Genomic DNA, 16,514 nt, shown 5'->3' on the forward strand with positions numbered 1-16,514 from the left:
AAGGATGGACTGCAAATGCTTTTGGGCGCACTGGCTGGCGAAGAGTTTGGGGATCAGGTGGCAGCCGGTGGCGCTGCGTCCGTCGAAGTACGGGGGCTCTCTGCCGATAGCCGCAAGGTCGAGCCGGGCACCGTGTTCTTCGCTCTCTCCGGGACCAGGGCCGACGGATCTGCTTTCATCGCCCAGGCCGTCGAGAAAGGCGCCGTTGCAATCGTCGCCTCGCATTCCGTCGATGCATCCGTTCCCGTGATCACCGTCGATAATCCCAGGCGTTTCCTGGCGCTCGCGGCTGCCCGCCTTGTCGGACGGCAGCCGAAGACCATGGTTGCGGTGACCGGTACCGCCGGCAAGACTTCGGTTGCCTCCTTCACCCGCCAGATCTGGGCTGAAGCCGGCCATGCCGCCGCGCAGATTGGCACGACGGGGGTCATCTCTCCGTCGCGGAACGATTACGGCTCGTTGACCACGCCTGACCCACTTGCATTGCACACGCTGCTCGGCGAACTCGCCGACGAGGGCGTGACGCATGCTGCGATGGAGGCCTCGAGCCACGGCCTCGACCAGAGCCGCCTTGATGGCGTCGTGCTGTCGGCTGCCGGCTTTACCAATCTTGGCCGTGACCACATGGACTATCATCCGACCATGGAAGACTATATGGCGGCGAAGATGCGGCTGTTCGATACGCTGCTGCCGAAGGGCGCACCGGCGGTGATCTTTGCCGATGATGCTTGGTCTGACGCGGCGATCCGCGCTGCGAAAGCTGCCGGACACGATGTGCGGACCGTTGGCCGGAAGGGCGAATTCCTGAGCCTCAAGCGCGTAGAGCATTTCCGCCACAAGCAGGTGGCCGAGGTGCATCACGGCGGTGAGATTTTCGAGGTGCATATCCCGCTGGCGGGCGACTTCCAGATCGCCAATGCGCTGGTGTCCGCCGGTCTCGCAATCTCGACCGGCGTTGCACCCGCTGTCGCATTGAAGGCGCTGGAGCATCTCAAGGGTGCTTCGGGGCGTCTCGAACTGGTTGGACAGACCAAGGCAGGCGCGCTCGCTTATGTCGATTACGCGCACAAGCCGGAGGCGCTGGAGAACGTGCTGACCTCGGTGCGCCCGTTCACCACCGGTCGCGTCATCGTGGTCTTTGGATGTGGCGGTGACCGCGACAAGGGCAAGCGGCCGATCATGGGCGAAATCGCTTCGCGACTCGCTGACGTCGTCATCGTTACCGACGACAATCCTCGCTCTGAAGTACCAGCGACCATCCGCTCCGAGATCATGGCCGCGACGCCCAAGGGTATCGAGATCGGCGATCGCGCCCAGGCGATCCGGGCTGGGGTCGCTATGATGTCGGCGGGAGATACGCTGATCGTGGCGGGCAAGGGGCATGAGGAAGGACAGACGGTTGGAACGGAGACATTGCCGTTCTCTGACCATCAGGAAGTCCGCAAAGCCTTGGAGGAGTTCGACCGTTGACCCTGCTCTGGACCGCGCGTGAAATGGTCGTCGCCATGGGCGGCCGGCCTTTCGGCAATCTGCCCGAAGGCATTACCGGTATTTCGATCGACAGCCGGACGATCACCTCTGGCGAAGCCTTTTTCGCCATCAAGGGCGACCGCGTCGATGGCCATGATTATGCGAGCATCGCGATTGCCAATGGCGCCTCGCTGCTCGTTGTCAGTGAAGCCAAGCTGCCGGCGCTCGGCCGGCTGACCATTCCGATGATCGTCGTCGAAGACGTACTGGTCGGCCTGCAGAAACTCGGCATGGCTGCCCGCGACCGCACACCGGCGACCGTGATTGCGGTGACCGGATCCGTCGGCAAGACGACCACTAAGGAAATGCTGCGCATGACGCTCGAGCCCTCGGGCAAGGTGCATGCCTCCGTGGCTTCCTTCAACAATCACTGGGGCGTGCCGCTGACGCTCGCCCGAATGCCGATCGACACGCGCTACGGCGTTTTCGAACTCGGCATGAACCATCCCGGCGAGATCGGTCCGCTGTCGCGCATGGTGCGGCCCGATGTGGCTGTCATTACGACGATTGCGCCCGCGCACCTCGGCAATTTCTCCAGCGTCGACGAAATCGCCGACGCCAAGGCCGAGATCTTCGAGGGCGTCGTCAATGGTGGCGATGCGATCCTCAACCGCGACAATCCGTATTACGAGCGCCTCGAACAGGCTGCACTTGCTCAGGGCGTCGAGAATATTCACAGCTTTGGCCAGCATGCCAAGGCTGAATTCCGGCTCGCCGAATTCGACGGTGCGGCGGAGCTTTCGACCGTTTGGGTCTCGTTCGGCGGCGAAACGCGGGAAGTGACGATTGGTGCGCCCGGGCGACATCTGGCCGAGAACGCCATGGCGGTGCTTGCGGCTGTTTCGCTTGTTGGCGCCGATGTCGATGCGGCGATCGAGGCGCTTGCCAATTTGGCGGCGGTCAAGGGACGCGGCGCGCGCCACAAGCTGAAGATGCCGGAAGGTGTCCTGACGCTGATCGACGAAAGCTACAATGCAAACCCTGCCTCCATGCGCGCGGCGATCTCCGTGCTTGCATCGGCCCAGCCGACGGGCGAGGGGCGGCGGATTGCCGTGCTCGGCGACATGTTGGAGATGGGCGAATTCGCCCCCAGCGTGCATGCTGACCTCGCCGGGCCGCTGCTTGCGGCCGGCATCGAACATGTCTGGCTCGCCGGACCGGAAATGGTGGCACTGCGCGATGCGCTGCCCGAAACGGTCCACGTCGTCTATCTCGAGACCACGGAGGAACTCGCGAATTTCGTCACCGCAGAGGTCCGCCCCGGTGATGTCGTGATGGTCAAATCTTCTCTCGGCATCGGTTTCGGCAAGATCGTATCGGCTCTGCTTGACAAGCATCCAGCATTCTCCGACACGGAGCGCCAATTTTAATCCGGGCTTCGGGAAAGGGCTCCAATGCTGATCTGGCTTGTGGAACTGTCGGACAACCTTCAGTTTTTCAATCTCTTCCGTTACATCACCTTCCGGACGGGGGCAGCTCTCTTCACCTCGGCGCTGGTGGTCTTCCTGTTTGGCCCGGCGATGATTGCATCGCTGCGTGTGCGCCAGGGCAAGGGCCAGCCGATCCGGGCTGACGGACCGCAGACCCACTTCAAGAAGGCGGGAACGCCGACCATGGGTGGCCTGATGATCCTCGCCGGGATTGTTGTGTCGTCTCTGCTCTGGGCGGATCTCTCCAACGTCTATGTCGTGGCAACACTGCTGGTGACGCTCGGCTTCGGTGCCATCGGATTCTATGACGACTACCTCAAAGTGACGAAGCAGACGGAGAAGGGTTTCTCCGGCAAGGCGCGCCTTGGTATCGAATTCCTGATCGCCGGCATTGCCGTCTATTTCATGATGTCGACCGCCTTGAGCTCCGGGCCGCAAGGCTCGACCTTTGGCTCCTCGATCGCCTTCCCCTTCTTCAAGGATTTCCTGATCGATCTCGGGATCTTCTTCGTGCTGTTCGGCGGCTTCGTCATCGTGGGTGCGGGCAATGCGGTCAACCTGACGGACGGCCTTGATGGCCTCGCGATCGTGCCTGTGATGATCGCGGCCGCCTCCTTCGGCGTGATCGCCTATCTCGCCGGTAATGCCGTGTTCTCCAATTACCTGCAGATCAATTTCACGCCGGGCACGGGCGAGCTCGCCGTCGTGCTGGGCGCCGTGATCGGGGCCGGCCTCGGCTTCCTGTGGTTCAATGCGCCACCGGCTGCCATCTTCATGGGTGACACAGGTTCGCTCGCCCTCGGCGGCCTGATCGGCTCGGTGGCTGTCGCCACCAAGCACGAGATCGTCATGGCGATCATCGGCGGCCTCTTCGTCATGGAGACGCTCTCGGTCATCATCCAGGTCGGTTATTTCAAGCTGACGGGCAAGCGCGTCTTCCTGATGGCGCCGATCCACCACCATTTCGAAAAGCTCGGCTGGACCGAGAGCCAGGTCGTCATTCGCTTCTGGATCATTGCTGTGGGCCTTGCCATGCTTGGCCTCTCGACCCTGAAGCTGCGGTGAGGCGGCGATGATCGCGGCCAACACCTTCAAGGGCAAGACCGTCGCGCTGTTCGGGCTCGGCGGTTCGGGCCTCGCCACGGCCAAGGCGCTTCAGGCCGGCGGCGCCCATGTGATTGCCTGGGACGACAATCCGGACAGCGTTGCACGGGCTGAGGCCGACGGCGTGCCGACCCGGGACTTGCGCGAGATCGACTGGTCGTCGGTTGCATCCTTCGTGCTGTCGCCCGGCGTGCCGCTTACCCATCCGAAGCCGCATTGGACCGTGGGTTTTGCCCGCAATGCCGGCGTGGAGATCATCGGCGATGTCGAGATCTTCGTGCGCGAGCGGCGGGCGCAGGCGCCGGATTGCCCGTTCATCGCAATCACCGGGACCAACGGTAAGTCGACGACCACCGCTCTCATTGCCCATATCCTTCAGGCAAGCGGTCGCGATACGCAGCTTGGCGGCAATATCGGCCGTGCGGTGCTGACGCTCGATCCGCCGAATGACGGCAGGTTTTTTGTCGTTGAATGCTCGTCCTACCAGATCGATCTTGCGCCGACGCTTAACCCGACCGCTGGCATCCTGCTCAACCTGACGCCCGATCACCTCGATCGCCACGGCACGATGCAGCATTATGCCGATGTGAAAGAGCGTCTGGTTGCCGGAGCCAAGACTGCGATCATCGGCATCGATGACAGCTATTGCGAGCTGATCGGCGATCGTGTCGAGCGCGCCGGCACCAAGGTTATCCGGATCTCGAAGCGGCAGCCGCTTGCCGATGGCCTTTATGCCGAGGGCTCGCGGATCATTCGGGCCGAACAGGGGGCGACCTCGCTTCTTGTCGATCTCGACGGCATTCAGACGCTGCGCGGCAGCCACAATGCGCAGAATGCCTGTGCCGCGATCGCCGCCTGCCTGGCAGCCGGCGTATCGGAAGACGAGATCCGCAAGGGCCTCCAGAGCTTCCCCGGCCTCAAGCATCGCATGCAGCCGGTCGGTCGCCGCCGTCAGGTGGTCTTCGTTAACGACAGCAAGGCAACCAATGCGGATGCGGCAGCACCTGCGCTGTCCAGCTACGAGCGGATCTACTGGATCGCCGGTGGCCTGCCCAAGGAAGGCGGCATCGCAAGCCTCGCACCACTCTTCCCGCGCATCGTGAAAGCTTATCTGATCGGTGAGGCTGCTTCGGCCTTTGCCGCGCAGCTTGGTGACCGGGTGGCTTACGAGATCTCGGACAGGCTGGAGCGCGCCGTGGCCCATGCGGCTGCCGATGCCGATCGGGATGGCGACGCTTCTGCCGTGATGCTGTCACCGGCTTGCGCAAGCTTCGACCAGTACAAGAATTTCGAAGTCCGCGGCGACGCCTTCGTGGGGCATGTGGCGGAACTCGATGGAGTGACGATGCTGATCGACCTGCCGACAGGAGGTAAATGAGATGGTAAGCCGCGTAGAGAGGGGGCCGGTCGCTGACTGGTTCTGGACGATCGACCGTCTGTTCCTGATCACCTTCGTTCTCCTCATGGGGATCGGGCTGATGCTCTCCTTCGCGGCGTCTCCGGCGGTTGCCGAACGTCTCAATCTCGACAGCTTCCATTTCGTCAAGCGCCATGCCTTCTTCATGATGCCGGCCCTCGGCGTCATGATCGGTCTTTCCTTCCTGTCGCCACGACAGGTCAGGCGCATGGCCATGCTGATCCTGGCGGCCTCGCTGATCATGATGGTGCTGGTTCTATTCATCGGCCTTGAGGTCAAGGGCGGCCGCCGCTGGCTGTCGGTCGGCTCGATGTCGATCCAGCCGTCCGAATTCATGAAGCCGGCCTTCGTCGTGATCTGCGCCTGGTTGTTCGCCGAACATGCGCGCCAGCCTGAAATTCCAGGCAATCTCTTTGCCATCCTGCTGTTTGGTATCGCCGCGGCGCTTCTCATCGCGCAGCCTGACCTTGGCCAGACCATCCTGATCGGCAGCGTCTGGGGCGCCATGTTCTTCATGGCCGGCATGCCGTGGCTCTGGATCGTCGTGCTCGGCGTTCTCGGCGGTGCGGGCTTCTTCGGCGCTTACATGACCCTGCCGCACGTGGCAGGACGAATAGACCGATTCCTGACCGGGGAGGGCGACACCTTCCAGGTCGATACGGCGCGGGAGGCGATCATTCGTGGCGACTGGTTCGGCCAGGGCCCGGGCGAAGGCATCGTCAAGCGCATCATTCCCGACAGCCATACCGACTTCATCTTCTCGGTCGCGGCGGAAGAGTTCGGTATTGTCTTCTGCATGGTGCTCGTGGCGATCTTCGGTTTCCTTGTGCTCCGGGGCTTGAGCCACGCCTACAAGGAACGCAATGACTTCAACCGTCTTGCCGTGTCCGGTCTGGTCCTGCTTCTCGGCGTCCAGTCGATGATCAATATCGGTGTCAATCTCGAACTGCTGCCGGCCAAGGGCATGACGCTGCCGCTCATCTCTTATGGTGGATCGTCGATGACGGCGATCTGCGTTACCGCCGGCTTCATCCTGGCGCTCACCCGCCGCCGTCCGGAAAAACGCGCGCAGGAGCGCAGCCTCTTCCGCTCGGTTGCGGGCGTACCCGCGGAGTAATTGCGTATGACAAAAGGTATCGTCCTGCTTGCCGCCGGTGGCTCCGGCGGACATCTCTTTCCGGCCGAGGCTCTGGCGCACGAGTTGAAAACCCGTGGCTATGGCGTTCATCTGGTGACCGACCGGCGCGCTGAACGCTATGCTGGCAGCTTTCCGGCTAACGAGATCCATACCGTGTCCTCGGCCACCATCGGCTCCAAGAACCCGGTCGCCGTCGTCAAGGCGTTTCTCTCGCTCTGGCGCGGTTATCGCGAGGCGCGGAGCCTTGTGTCGCGCCTGAAGCCGAAAGCGGTTATCGGCTTTGGTGGATATCCGACAGTGCCTCCGCTGTTTGCTGCAGCCGGTCTTGGTGTACCGACTGCGGTGCACGAACAGAACGCCGTCATGGGCCGTGCCAACAAGCTTCTGGCGTCGCGGGTTCGGGCAATCGCTGGCGGTTTTCTGTCGCCGAGCGGTGAGCATGCGGCGAAGATGGTGTTGACCGGAAATCCGGTGCGGCCGGCGGTGATTGCCGCTGCAGCACAGCCCTATTCTCCATCCCGCGACAGCGCGCCGTTCAATCTGGTGGTCTTCGGTGGGAGCCAGGGGGCGCAGTTCTTTTCCGACGCTATCCCCGGCGCCATCCGGCTGATGCCAGATGCTTTGCGTGCGCGGCTCGTCGTGACGCAGCAGGCGCGCCCTGAAGACCGCCAGAAGGTTATCGACAGCTATGCGACGCTCGGCATTCGCGCCGATGTCGCGCCGTTCTTTACCGATATGGCGGAGCGGCTGGCCGCTGCCCATCTCGTGATCTGCCGCTCAGGGGCGTCGACGGTGTCGGAGCTCGCGGTCATCGGTCGGCCAAGCCTGCTCGTGCCCTATCCGCATGCGCTTGACCATGACCAGGCGGCGAATGCTGCGGCGCTTGCGGCGCAAGGCGGAGCGCAGGTCATCCCGCAGGCGCAGCTTTCCACCGACAGGATCGCAGGTCTTCTGACGGAGGCGATGGAGGGGCCAGAACGGCTCGCCACGATGGCCCGCGCTGCGAAAAGCACGGGCAAGCCCGATGCGGCCGGCTTGCTCGCAGACCTCGTAGAGGCTATTGCCGCCGGCAAGGGCATTGCCCAGTCGAAGGGAGCCACACAATGAAAATGCCGAAATCCATTGGCCTCGTCCATTTCATCGGGATCGGTGGCATCGGGATGAGCGGGATCGCCGAGGTACTGCACAATCTCGGACACAGGGTGCAAGGGTCAGACCAGGCCGAAAGCGCCAACGTTCAGCGCCTGCGCGCCAAGGGTATCGAGGTCTTTGTCGGCCACAAGGCCGAGAACCTGGGTGAGGCCGAGGTCGTCGTCGTTTCGACCGCGATCAAGAAGAACAATCCCGAACTCGTCGCCGCCCGCGAAAAGCTGCTACCGATCGTTCGCCGCGCCGAAATGCTGGCTGAGCTCATGCGCTTCCGCAATGCGATCGCCGTCGGCGGCACGCATGGCAAAACTACGACCACCTCGATGGTCGCAGCGCTGCTTGATGCTGGCGCGCTCGACCCGACCGTCATCAATGGCGGTATCATCAATGCCTATGGCACCAATGCCCGCATGGGCGAGGGCGAGTGGATGGTGGTCGAGGCTGATGAGTCCGACGGCACCTTCCTGAAACTGCCCGCCGATGTTGCGATCGTCACCAATATCGATCCGGAGCATCTCGACCATTACGGCACTTTCGACAATGCGCGTGCGGCTTTCCGCCAGTTCGTCGAGAATGTGCCGTTTTACGGTTTCGGCGTGATGTGCCTCGACCATCCGGAAGTGCAGGCGCTGGTTGGCCGCATCGAGGATCGCAAGGTCATTACGTACGGTGAGAACCCGCAGGCGGATGTGCGCTTCTCGAATGTGCGTCTCGATGGCACGCGCTCGATCTTCGACGTCGAAATCCGCCGTCGCCGCACGGGCCGGGTGTTCAACTTCAAGGATCTGGTCCTGCCGATGCCGGGCCGGCACAACATTTCCAATGCCTGCGCCGCAATTGCTGTCGCCAACCGGCTCGACATTCCGGAAGAGGCGATCCGCAAGGGACTTGCAGGTTTTGGCGGCGTCAAGCGACGCTTCACGCTGACCGGCGCTTCGAACGGCGCGCAGGTGTTCGACGACTACGGGCACCACCCGGTTGAGATCAAGGCCGTGCTCCGGGCTGCGCGCGAATCGTGCAAGGGGCGGATCATCGCCGTGCATCAGCCGCACCGCTTCAGCCGGCTTGCAAGCCTGTTCGATGACTTTGCCAACTGCTTCAACGATGCCGACACGATCTTCCTGTCGCCGGTGTATGCAGCGGGCGAAGAGCCGATCGAGGGGATCGATTCGGAAACGCTGGTCTCGCGGATCAAATCGGGCGGCCACCGCGACGCGCGATACTTGGCCGCGCCTGAGCAACTGGCCTCGCTCGTCGCGGGCATTGCACAACCGGGTGATTTCGTGGTCCTGTTGGGGGCCGGCAACATCACCCAGTGGGCTGCTGCACTGCCGACGGAACTAGATGCAATTTCGGGAAAGTCTTGAATGAAACAGGTGGATGGGGAAAAGCTTCTGGCGTCGCTCGGCCCTGGAGTTAACGATCTCAAGGGGCGGCTGACGCCCGATGCGCCGATGGACAGGGTGACCTGGTTCCAGGCCGGCGGCCTCGCCGAACTGATGTTTCAGCCGCATGACGTCGAGGATCTGACTGCGTTCCTCAAGCTTCTGCCCGAAGAGGTGCCGCTGACGGTTGTCGGCGTTGGCTCGAACCTGCTCGTGCGTGATGGCGGGATCCCCGGTGTGGTGATCCGCCTCTCTGCCAAGGGTTTCGGCCAGGTCGAGCTCGCGGGCGAGAACCGCATTCGTGCGGGAGCGATCTGCCCCGACAAGCACATTGCCGCCATGGCGATGGACAACAATATCGGTGGTTTCCACTTCTACTACGGCATTCCCGGTTCGATCGGTGGCGCGATCCGCATGAATGCAGGTGCCAATGGTGGCGACACGGCCGGCCGGCTGGTCGAAGTCGAGGCCGTCGATCGCAAGGGCAATGTGCATGTCCTGTCGAATGCCGACATGGGCTACAGCTACCGCCATTCGGCAGCGTCCGAAGGCCTGATCTTTACCAGCGCTATCTTTGAGGGTTATCCGGAAGAGAAGGCCAAGATCCGTGCGGATATGGATGCTGTTCGGCACCATCGCGAGACGGTGCAGCCGGTCAAGGAAAAGACCGGAGGCTCGACGTTCAAGAACCCCGAGGGCCATTCGGCCTGGGAGCTGATCGACGAGGCTGGTTGCCGCGGTCTGATGATTGGTGGGGCGCAGATGTCGTCGCTCCACTGCAACTTCATGATCAATGTCGGCCATGCGACCGGCTACGATCTCGAATATCTCGGCGAGACCGTTCGCCAGCGGGTGTTCGAGACCTCCGGCATCAAGCTAGAATGGGAAATCAAGCGCCTCGGCATCTTCATGCCCGGTCGTGAAGTGAAGCCATTCATGGGCGTCGTTGCGGTGTGATAGCCGCCACTCCGGATCCCACGAAGTTTTAACTTCGCTCAACTAGGCTCCTCCTCGGTATGGGGAGCGCTATGTTCGATCTGGTCCATGTTTGGGTGATCCGACAATTGACGCTGGGCGAGTTTTCGTCCCGGCGTGCTGTTGTATCTAAAGCTGCCTTCATGGCAGCGAAGATCGCCGTCTTTGCCTATCTCCTCAATATCGTCGGACATCTGATCCTGGTGGCGCTCGGACTTCTTCCTTATGCGCTCGGGCCTGCACTCGTCGTTGCCACCATGCTCACGCCGCCCGTGTCCTTCGTGGTGGCCATGATCGCCTATTCTGTCGTCGGGCTTGCGGTCTATGATCTCGGCATGTCGCGGCAGCGTTTCGAAATGCTCAGCCGAACGGACATGCTGTCGGGGCTGATGAACCGCCGCGCATTCCTTGATACTTTCGAGCGTACGCGTGGGGAGGTTGCTTTGATCCTGCTCGACATCGATCGCTTCAAATCAATCAACGACACGCTGGGCCACAAGGCCGGGGACGATGTGATTGTCCGCGTTGCCCAATGCCTGACGGATCTGCTGGGTGAGGGGGCGACCGTTGCCCGCATCGGCGGCGAGGAGTTCGCCGTACTTCTGGTGGGCCCACGCGGCGACGAAGCGCTTGAGGTTGCCCAGTCGATCTGCCGTTCCGTCGAGGCCATGGGCTTCGAGGTTGCCGGGCTTCCTGTCTCTGTCACCATCTCCGGCGGCGTGTCTGCCGGCGTGTCGGAACTCGGATTCAGCGAGCTTTTCTCGGCCGCCGACCGTGCGCTTTATCTGGCCAAAGCCAGTGGCCGGAATCGAATCGTGCATGCCAGAGAGTTGGCTGAAACGGCCCTGGACCCCATGCAGCGTGCCGAGATGCAGCTGGAACCTGCGGCACAGCGCAAGACGGCTTAACGGCATTCAAGTCGTCATTATTTCAATAAAAGCATAGCCTTGAATAATTAGCTTCACCTCACGGATGAGCGTGCGCACGCCTAGCTGCGTGTCGGAAGTTAACGAAAGTAAACGCTTCATTAACCTTAATGTTGTTGAACTGAGCCTACGGAGCCGTCCAATCGATGCGGCTACTGATTGGTTTGGAATTTTGCGAGGCGTTTATGAGTGGCAAGCATGTCGCGGTTTTGATGGGTGGATTGTCCTCCGAGCGGCCTGTGAGCTTGTCGTCGGGTAACGCCTGCGCTTCCGCACTCGAAGGTGAGGGTTTTAAGGTGACGCGGGTGGATGTCGGTCGTGATATCGGTCGCGTCCTCGAAGATCTGAAGCCCGATGTCGCCTTCAACGCTCTACATGGCCCCTTCGGCGAGGACGGCACCATCCAGGGCGTGCTTGAATATCTTGAGATTCCCTACACGCATTCCGGCGTTCTTGCTTCGGCTCTCGCCATGGACAAGAAGCAGGCGAAGATCGTTGCGGCCCAGGCGGGTATTCCCGTCGCCGAGGCCATGGTGATCAACCGCTTCGACATCGGCAACAGTCATCCGATGTCGCCTCCTTACGTGGTCAAGCCGGTCCGCGAGGGCTCCAGTTTCGGCGTCGTCATCGTGCGCGAAGACATGGCGCATCCGCCGCAGATCCTGACCTCCAGCGAATGGCGTTATGGCGACGTTGTGATGGTCGAGCGCTATGTGGCTGGTCGCGAGCTGACCTGTGGCGTGATGGACGGCAAGGTGCTTGGCGTGACCGAGATCGTGCCGCTCGGCCACAGCTTCTATGATTTCGACTCCAAGTATGCGGCCGGTGGCTCTCAGCACGTCCTTCCTGCGGAAATTTCACCGAAAATTTACCAAAAAATACAATCATTGGCACTCAAGGCACACCAGGCGCTCGGGTGTCGCGGAGTGAGTCGGTCCGACTTCCGCTACGACGATCGTCTCTCCGAAGATGGTGATCTGATTTGGCTGGAACTGAACAACCAGCCGGGCATGACCCCTACCTCGTTGCTGCCGGAAATGGCTGCCCATGCGGGCTATAGCTTTGGTGAGTTCGTACATTGGATGGTGGAGGACGCTTCTTGTTCTCGTTGAGCGGTAACAAAATGGCTGAGGTTTCCGGAGTTTATCCGGCTGCACCGCTCGCCTCCCAGGAGGCCAAGGTGCTTCCGCGTCCGCTGCGTCGCCTCGTTCGTTTCCTAATCAGCCTGTGCTCCGGTCGTATTGTTCTGCCTCGCCATCTCGGCAAGGCCAGCCTGGCTGCGTTTTACGGTGCCGTTTCGCTGCATGGTGTCGTGGTTGGTGGTCATGGTCCTTTGGTGATGCAGGCGGTGACGTCCAAGGCTGGATTTGCCGTCGAGGATGTTCGCGTTTCCGGCAATCAGCATACGTCCGAAATCGATATCCTGCAGCTGCTCGGCCTCGATGGTTCGACGAGCCTGCTGGGTCTCGACATTGCGGCTGCCCGCAAGTCGCTGTCCGAGCTCCCTTGGGTCGAATCGGCTGAGGTTCGCAAGGTTTATCCGTCCACCGTCGAAGTAACGCTGCGCGAGCGTCAGGCTTATGCGATCTGGCAGCACGGCAGCGATCTCTCGCTCATCGAGCGTTCGGGTTCGGTCATTGCGCCGCTGCGCGACAACAAGTTTGCCTCGCTGCCACTCTTCGTCGGTCGTGATGCCGAGACGGCAGCAGCCTCCATCGATGAAGAATTCTCCAAGTGGCCGTCGATCGCTTCGCGGGTGAAGGCTTTCGTTCGTGTTGGTGGTCGTCGTTGGGATGTCCATCTCGACAACGGCATCGTCGTGCGTCTCCCGGAAGAGAATGTGGCTAGCGCGCTTGCCCTGCTCAACCGTTTCGATGTCGAGCAGCAGGTGCTGTCTCGCGATGTGGCGCTGATCGACATGCGCCTTCCCGACCGGGTTGCCGTGCGCCTGACGCCCGGTGCGCAGGAGCGTCGTACGGCGGCGCTTGAAGAGCGTCGCAAAGCCCTCAAGAAGCTGGAGCAGAAGATATGAGCATCTTTGGTGGCTCCTCCTTCGGTCTTCCGCGCACCCGGCCGCTGTCTTCCAAGCGGGCGCATGTCGTTTCGGTTCTCGATATCGGTACGACCAAGGTCGTCTGCATTATCGCTCGCCTGACGCCGCGCCGCGAATCCGCCGTGCTGCCGGGCCGCACGCATAATGTCGAGGTGATCGGTCTCGGGCACCAGCGTTCGCATGGCATCAAATCCGGCGTGATCGCCGATCTTGATGCGGTCGAAAACGTTGTGCGCCTCGCCGTTGACGCAGCTGAGCGCATGGCAGGCCTTACGGTCGAAAGCCTGATCGTCAACGTCTCTGCTGGCCGCATCGGCTCTGATGTCTACACCGCGACCATCGATCTCGGTGGCCAGGAAGTCGAAGCCGGCGACCTGCGCAAGGTGCTGATCGCTGCTGGCCAGCAGTCTCAGGGCAATGACCGTGCCGTGCTGCACTCGCTTCCCACCGGCTTTTCGCTTGACGGAGAGCGGGGAATCCGCGATCCCCTTGGAATGTATGGCGATGTTCTCGGCGTCGACATGCACGTGGTCACGGCCGAACGGGCAGCGCTCCGCAATCTGGAGCTCTGCATCAACCGCGCCCATCTGACCGTCGAGGGTGTGGTCGCAACGCCTTATGCCAGCGGCCTTGCAGCCCTGGTCGACGACGAGGTGGAGCTCGGTTGCGCGGCGATCGACATGGGCGGTGGCATGACCACCATCTCTGTCTTTGCTGAAGGCAAGTTGATCCATACGGACGCCATCGGGATCGGCGGTCATCATGTGACCACAGATCTGGCGCGCGGGCTTTCCACCCGTATCGAGGATGCAGAACGTCTGAAGGTCGTTCACGGTTCGGCTGTCGCCAACGGCGCCGACGATCGCGAAGTCGTATCCGTTCCGCCGATCGGCGAGGACGATCGCGACCAGCCGACCCAGGTGTCGAAAGCGCTTCTGACCCGGATCATCAGCGCGCGTATCGAGGAAACCCTCGAGATGCTGCGCGACCGGATCCAGAAGTCGGGCTTCTCGCCGGTGGTCGGAAAACGCGTCGTTTTGACGGGTGGCGCCTGCCAGCTCACCGGCATGCCAGAAGCGGCCCGCCGTATTCTGGCCCGGAACGTGCGTATCGGTCGTCCGATGGGTGTGTCGGGCCTGCCGGCAGCGGCCAAGGGACCGGCCTTCTCAACGGCCGTCGGCCTGACGATCTATCCGCAGATGGCGGATCAGGAAACACATGCCGGGCAGGGCGGGTTGTTCTCGCCCTTCGGCAACGGAAACAGCCGGTTCGCCCGTATGGGTCAGTGGCTGAAAGAGAGTTTTTGAGTTCACCCGGCTGGGCGCAAGGTTCGGCCAAGGGAAATCTGTTGAAATGACATGGCCGGCTTGGCGATGCGGCCGGAAAAAGAAGGAACGGGTACCATGACCATCAAGTTGCAGAAGCCAGATATCACTGAGCTGAAGCCACGCATCACCGTTTTCGGTGTCGGTGGCGGCGGCGGCAATGCCGTCAACAACATGATCACCGCTGGTCTGCAGGGCGTCGATTTCGTCGTTGCCAACACGGATGCCCAGGCGCTGACCATGACCAAGGCCGAGCGCATCATCCAGCTCGGCGTCAACGTCACCGAAGGCCTTGGCGCCGGTTCGCAGCCGGAAGTCGGTCGCGCCGCCGCTGAAGAGTGCATCGACGAGATCATCGATCACCTGAACGGTACCCATATGTGCTTCGTCACCGCCGGCATGGGTGGTGGTACCGGTACCGGTGCTGCTCCTGTCGTCGCCCAGGCGGCCCGCAACAAGGGCATCCTGACCGTCGGCGTCGTGACCAAGCCGTTCCACTTCGAAGGTGCTCGCCGCATGCGGCTTGCCGAATCCGGCATCGAAGAACTGCAGAAGTCGGTCGACACGCTGATAGTCATCCCGAACCAGAACCTCTTCCGCATCGCCAACGACCGCACCACCTTCGCTGACGCCTTCGCAATGGCTGACCAGGTTCTGTATTCGGGCGTTGCCTGCATCACCGACCTGATGGTCAAGGAAGGCCTGATCAACCTCGACTTCGCGGACGTTCGCTCCGTGATGCGCGAAATGGGCCGTGCGATGATGGGCACCGGCGAAGCATCCGGCGAAGGCCGTGCGATGCAGGCTGCGGAAGCTGCCATCGCCAACCCGCTGCTCGACGAAACCTCGATGAAGGGCGCCCAGGGCCTGCTGATCTCGATCACCGGCGGCCGTGACCTCACGCTGTTCGAAGTCGACGAAGCTGCAACCCGCATCCGCGAAGAAGTCGATCCGGACGCCAACATCATCCTCGGCGCTACCTTCGACGAAGCCCTCGAAGGCATCATCCGCGTCTCGGTCGTCGCGACCGGCATCGACCGTGCGGCGCTCGCATCCAAGGGCTTCGAGGCCGCTCCGCTGGCAAAGCCCGCTATGCGTTCCTCCGCGGCCGTTGCTCCGGCACCGGCCGCATATCAGCCTGCAATGACGCAGGCCCCCAAGCCGACCATGGATCCGGTCGCAGACACCATTCGTTCGGCTGAAGCTGCCATGGAACGCGAACTCGAAATCGCCGTTGCCCGTCAGCCGCTGAGCCAGCCGCAGCCTGCTCCGCAGCAGGAATTCCGTCCTGCAAGCCGCCTGTTCGCTTCGCCGGCTCCGGAAGCTGCTCCCGCTCCGCAGATGATGCAGCCGGTTGCTCAGGCTCCCATCATGAGCCAGCCGGCTCCGGTCATGCAGCAGCCCGCTCCCGTCATGCAGGCGCCTATTGCGCCGGCACCGATGGCAGCTGAACCCCGCATGGCCGCCGAACCGGTCCGCATGCCGAAGGTCGAGGACTTCCCGCCGGTGCTTCGCGCCGAAATCGATCACCGCGCCCAGCCTGCAGCTCCTGCTGCCCAGGACGAGCGTGGCCCGATGGGTCTCCTGAAGCGCATCACCAACTCGCTCGGCCGTCAGGCTGAAGACGAGCAGGTTATGGGTGACATGACCGGTTCCGCACCGGCCGCTGCCTCGCAGCAGCGCCGTCCGCTGTCTGCAGAAGCCAGCCTCTACGCTCCGCGTCGCGGCCAGCTGGACGACCACGGTCGTGCAACGCCGGCTCGCGCCACCAGCGAAGACGACCAGCTTGAGATCCCGGCCTTCCTTCGTCGCCAGACGAGCTAAGTGCCAGGCCAGAATGTTTGAGGAAACCCGGGCCGCGAGGCTCGGGTTTCTTGCGTTTCATGGCCTGTTCCAGAACGTAGATTTGTTGATATTAATCAATGGCCTGGCTTCGTTACAAAGCGAAAGAATCAGTGATTTGGCTGGAGGGGCGGGGCCACGTATGTATGAGATCGAAAGAGGGCTCGATTTGAGTCTTTGACACGCGTTTGCGACGGGAAGTTTAAGATCCACCGCCTCGTCGCTTCACTTTAAGGCTAT

General features: G+C 62.0%; 13 protein-coding genes. All 13 read left to right on the top strand.

All coding sequences use genetic code 11. The features are described 5' to 3' along the window. Nucleotides 1-15: 15 nt before the first annotated feature. The 13 genes from AC02Y0_RS05695 to ftsZ all read left to right on the top strand — a co-directional run bounded on the left by AC02Y0_RS05695 (nucleotide 16) and on the right by ftsZ (nucleotide 16,256). Complete coding sequence (locus AC02Y0_RS05695) at nucleotides 16-1,470, top strand: UDP-N-acetylmuramoyl-L-alanyl-D-glutamate--2,6-diaminopimelate ligase (RefSeq protein WP_476382943.1); 1,455 nt, start codon at nucleotides 16-18, stop codon at nucleotides 1,468-1,470. Then, complete coding sequence (locus AC02Y0_RS05700; protein ID WP_476382944.1) at nucleotides 1,467-2,900, top strand: UDP-N-acetylmuramoylalanyl-D-glutamyl-2,6-diaminopimelate--D-alanyl-D-alanine ligase; 1,434 nt, start codon at nucleotides 1,467-1,469, stop codon at nucleotides 2,898-2,900. Before AC02Y0_RS05695 ends, AC02Y0_RS05700 begins: the two co-directional genes overlap by 4 nt. A gap of 24 nt (nucleotides 2,901-2,924) precedes the next feature. Next, nucleotides 2,925-4,025 carry a phospho-N-acetylmuramoyl-pentapeptide-transferase gene (gene mraY / locus AC02Y0_RS05705; RefSeq protein WP_102022070.1) on the top strand — a complete coding sequence of 367 codons (1,101 nt, stop codon included), beginning with the start codon at nucleotides 2,925-2,927 and terminating at the stop codon, nucleotides 4,023-4,025. A 7-nt stretch (nucleotides 4,026-4,032) separates the two neighbouring features. Then, nucleotides 4,033-5,442, top strand: coding sequence for a UDP-N-acetylmuramoyl-L-alanine--D-glutamate ligase (gene murD, locus AC02Y0_RS05710; RefSeq protein ID WP_476382945.1), 1,410 nt, complete (start codon nucleotides 4,033-4,035; stop codon nucleotides 5,440-5,442). 1 nt (nucleotide 5,443) lies between these two features. Then, nucleotides 5,444-6,598 (top strand): putative lipid II flippase FtsW, encoded by a 1,155-nt coding sequence (gene ftsW / locus AC02Y0_RS05715; protein WP_476382946.1) that lies wholly within the window; start codon nucleotides 5,444-5,446, stop codon nucleotides 6,596-6,598. Between the two features lie 6 nt (nucleotides 6,599-6,604). Next, nucleotides 6,605-7,726: an undecaprenyldiphospho-muramoylpentapeptide beta-N-acetylglucosaminyltransferase gene (murG, locus tag AC02Y0_RS05720; RefSeq protein ID WP_476382947.1), complete on the top strand. Its 1,122-nt coding sequence runs from the start codon at nucleotides 6,605-6,607 to the stop codon at nucleotides 7,724-7,726. Then, nucleotides 7,723-9,135, top strand: a complete 1,413-nt coding sequence (murC, locus tag AC02Y0_RS05725; RefSeq protein ID WP_476382948.1) for a UDP-N-acetylmuramate--L-alanine ligase — start codon at nucleotides 7,723-7,725, stop codon at nucleotides 9,133-9,135. The genes murG and murC overlap by 4 nt, the downstream gene beginning before the upstream one ends. Then, nucleotides 9,136-10,110, top strand: a complete 975-nt coding sequence (gene murB / locus AC02Y0_RS05730) for a UDP-N-acetylmuramate dehydrogenase (protein WP_444559101.1) — start codon at nucleotides 9,136-9,138, stop codon at nucleotides 10,108-10,110. 161 nt (nucleotides 10,111-10,271) lie between these two features. Continuing rightward, the gene (locus tag AC02Y0_RS05735) at nucleotides 10,272-11,036 is read left to right on the top strand and encodes a GGDEF domain-containing protein (protein ID WP_476382949.1); all 765 of its coding nucleotides are present in this window, start codon (nucleotides 10,272-10,274) and stop codon (nucleotides 11,034-11,036) included. 203 nt (nucleotides 11,037-11,239) lie between these two features. Next, nucleotides 11,240-12,166 carry a D-alanine--D-alanine ligase gene (locus AC02Y0_RS05740; protein WP_476383968.1) on the top strand — a complete coding sequence of 309 codons (927 nt, stop codon included), beginning with the start codon at nucleotides 11,240-11,242 and terminating at the stop codon, nucleotides 12,164-12,166. Continuing rightward, nucleotides 12,154-13,086 (top strand): cell division protein FtsQ/DivIB, encoded by a 933-nt coding sequence (locus AC02Y0_RS05745; RefSeq protein WP_476382952.1) that lies wholly within the window; start codon nucleotides 12,154-12,156, stop codon nucleotides 13,084-13,086. Before AC02Y0_RS05740 ends, AC02Y0_RS05745 begins: the two co-directional genes overlap by 13 nt. Next, complete coding sequence (ftsA, locus tag AC02Y0_RS05750; protein WP_102022079.1) at nucleotides 13,083-14,414, top strand: cell division protein FtsA; 1,332 nt, start codon at nucleotides 13,083-13,085, stop codon at nucleotides 14,412-14,414. Before AC02Y0_RS05745 ends, ftsA begins: the two co-directional genes overlap by 4 nt. 96 nt (nucleotides 14,415-14,510) lie before the next feature. Then, the gene (gene ftsZ / locus AC02Y0_RS05755) at nucleotides 14,511-16,256 is read left to right on the top strand and encodes a cell division protein FtsZ (protein WP_476382953.1); all 1,746 of its coding nucleotides are present in this window, start codon (nucleotides 14,511-14,513) and stop codon (nucleotides 16,254-16,256) included. Nucleotides 16,257-16,514 lie beyond the last annotated feature (258 nt).

This window comes from Allorhizobium sp. nf9_anc, assembly GCF_056323085.1.

Excerpts from the sequence above, each read along its gene's own strand:
- murB (WP_444559101.1), top strand. The coding sequence starts at position 9,136 with ATGAAACAGGTGGATGGGGAAAAGCTTCTGGCGTCGCTCGGCCCTGGA.
- murG (WP_476382947.1), top strand. The coding sequence starts at position 6,605 with ATGACAAAAGGTATCGTCCTGCTTGCCGCCGGTGGCTCCGGCGGACAT.
- AC02Y0_RS05735 (WP_476382949.1), top strand. The coding sequence starts at position 10,272 with ATGGCAGCGAAGATCGCCGTCTTTGCCTATCTCCTCAATATCGTCGGA.
- AC02Y0_RS05740 (WP_476383968.1), top strand. The coding sequence starts at position 11,240 with ATGAGTGGCAAGCATGTCGCGGTTTTGATGGGTGGATTGTCCTCCGAG.
- murC (WP_476382948.1), top strand. The coding sequence starts at position 7,723 with ATGAAAATGCCGAAATCCATTGGCCTCGTCCATTTCATCGGGATCGGT.
- ftsZ (WP_476382953.1), top strand. The coding sequence starts at position 14,511 with ATGACCATCAAGTTGCAGAAGCCAGATATCACTGAGCTGAAGCCACGC.
- ftsA (WP_102022079.1), top strand. The coding sequence starts at position 13,083 with ATGAGCATCTTTGGTGGCTCCTCCTTCGGTCTTCCGCGCACCCGGCCG.
- ftsW (WP_476382946.1), top strand. The coding sequence starts at position 5,444 with ATGGTAAGCCGCGTAGAGAGGGGGCCGGTCGCTGACTGGTTCTGGACG.
- AC02Y0_RS05695 (WP_476382943.1), top strand. The coding sequence starts at position 16 with ATGCTTTTGGGCGCACTGGCTGGCGAAGAGTTTGGGGATCAGGTGGCA.
- murD (WP_476382945.1), top strand. The coding sequence starts at position 4,033 with ATGATCGCGGCCAACACCTTCAAGGGCAAGACCGTCGCGCTGTTCGGG.
- mraY (WP_102022070.1), top strand. The coding sequence starts at position 2,925 with ATGCTGATCTGGCTTGTGGAACTGTCGGACAACCTTCAGTTTTTCAAT.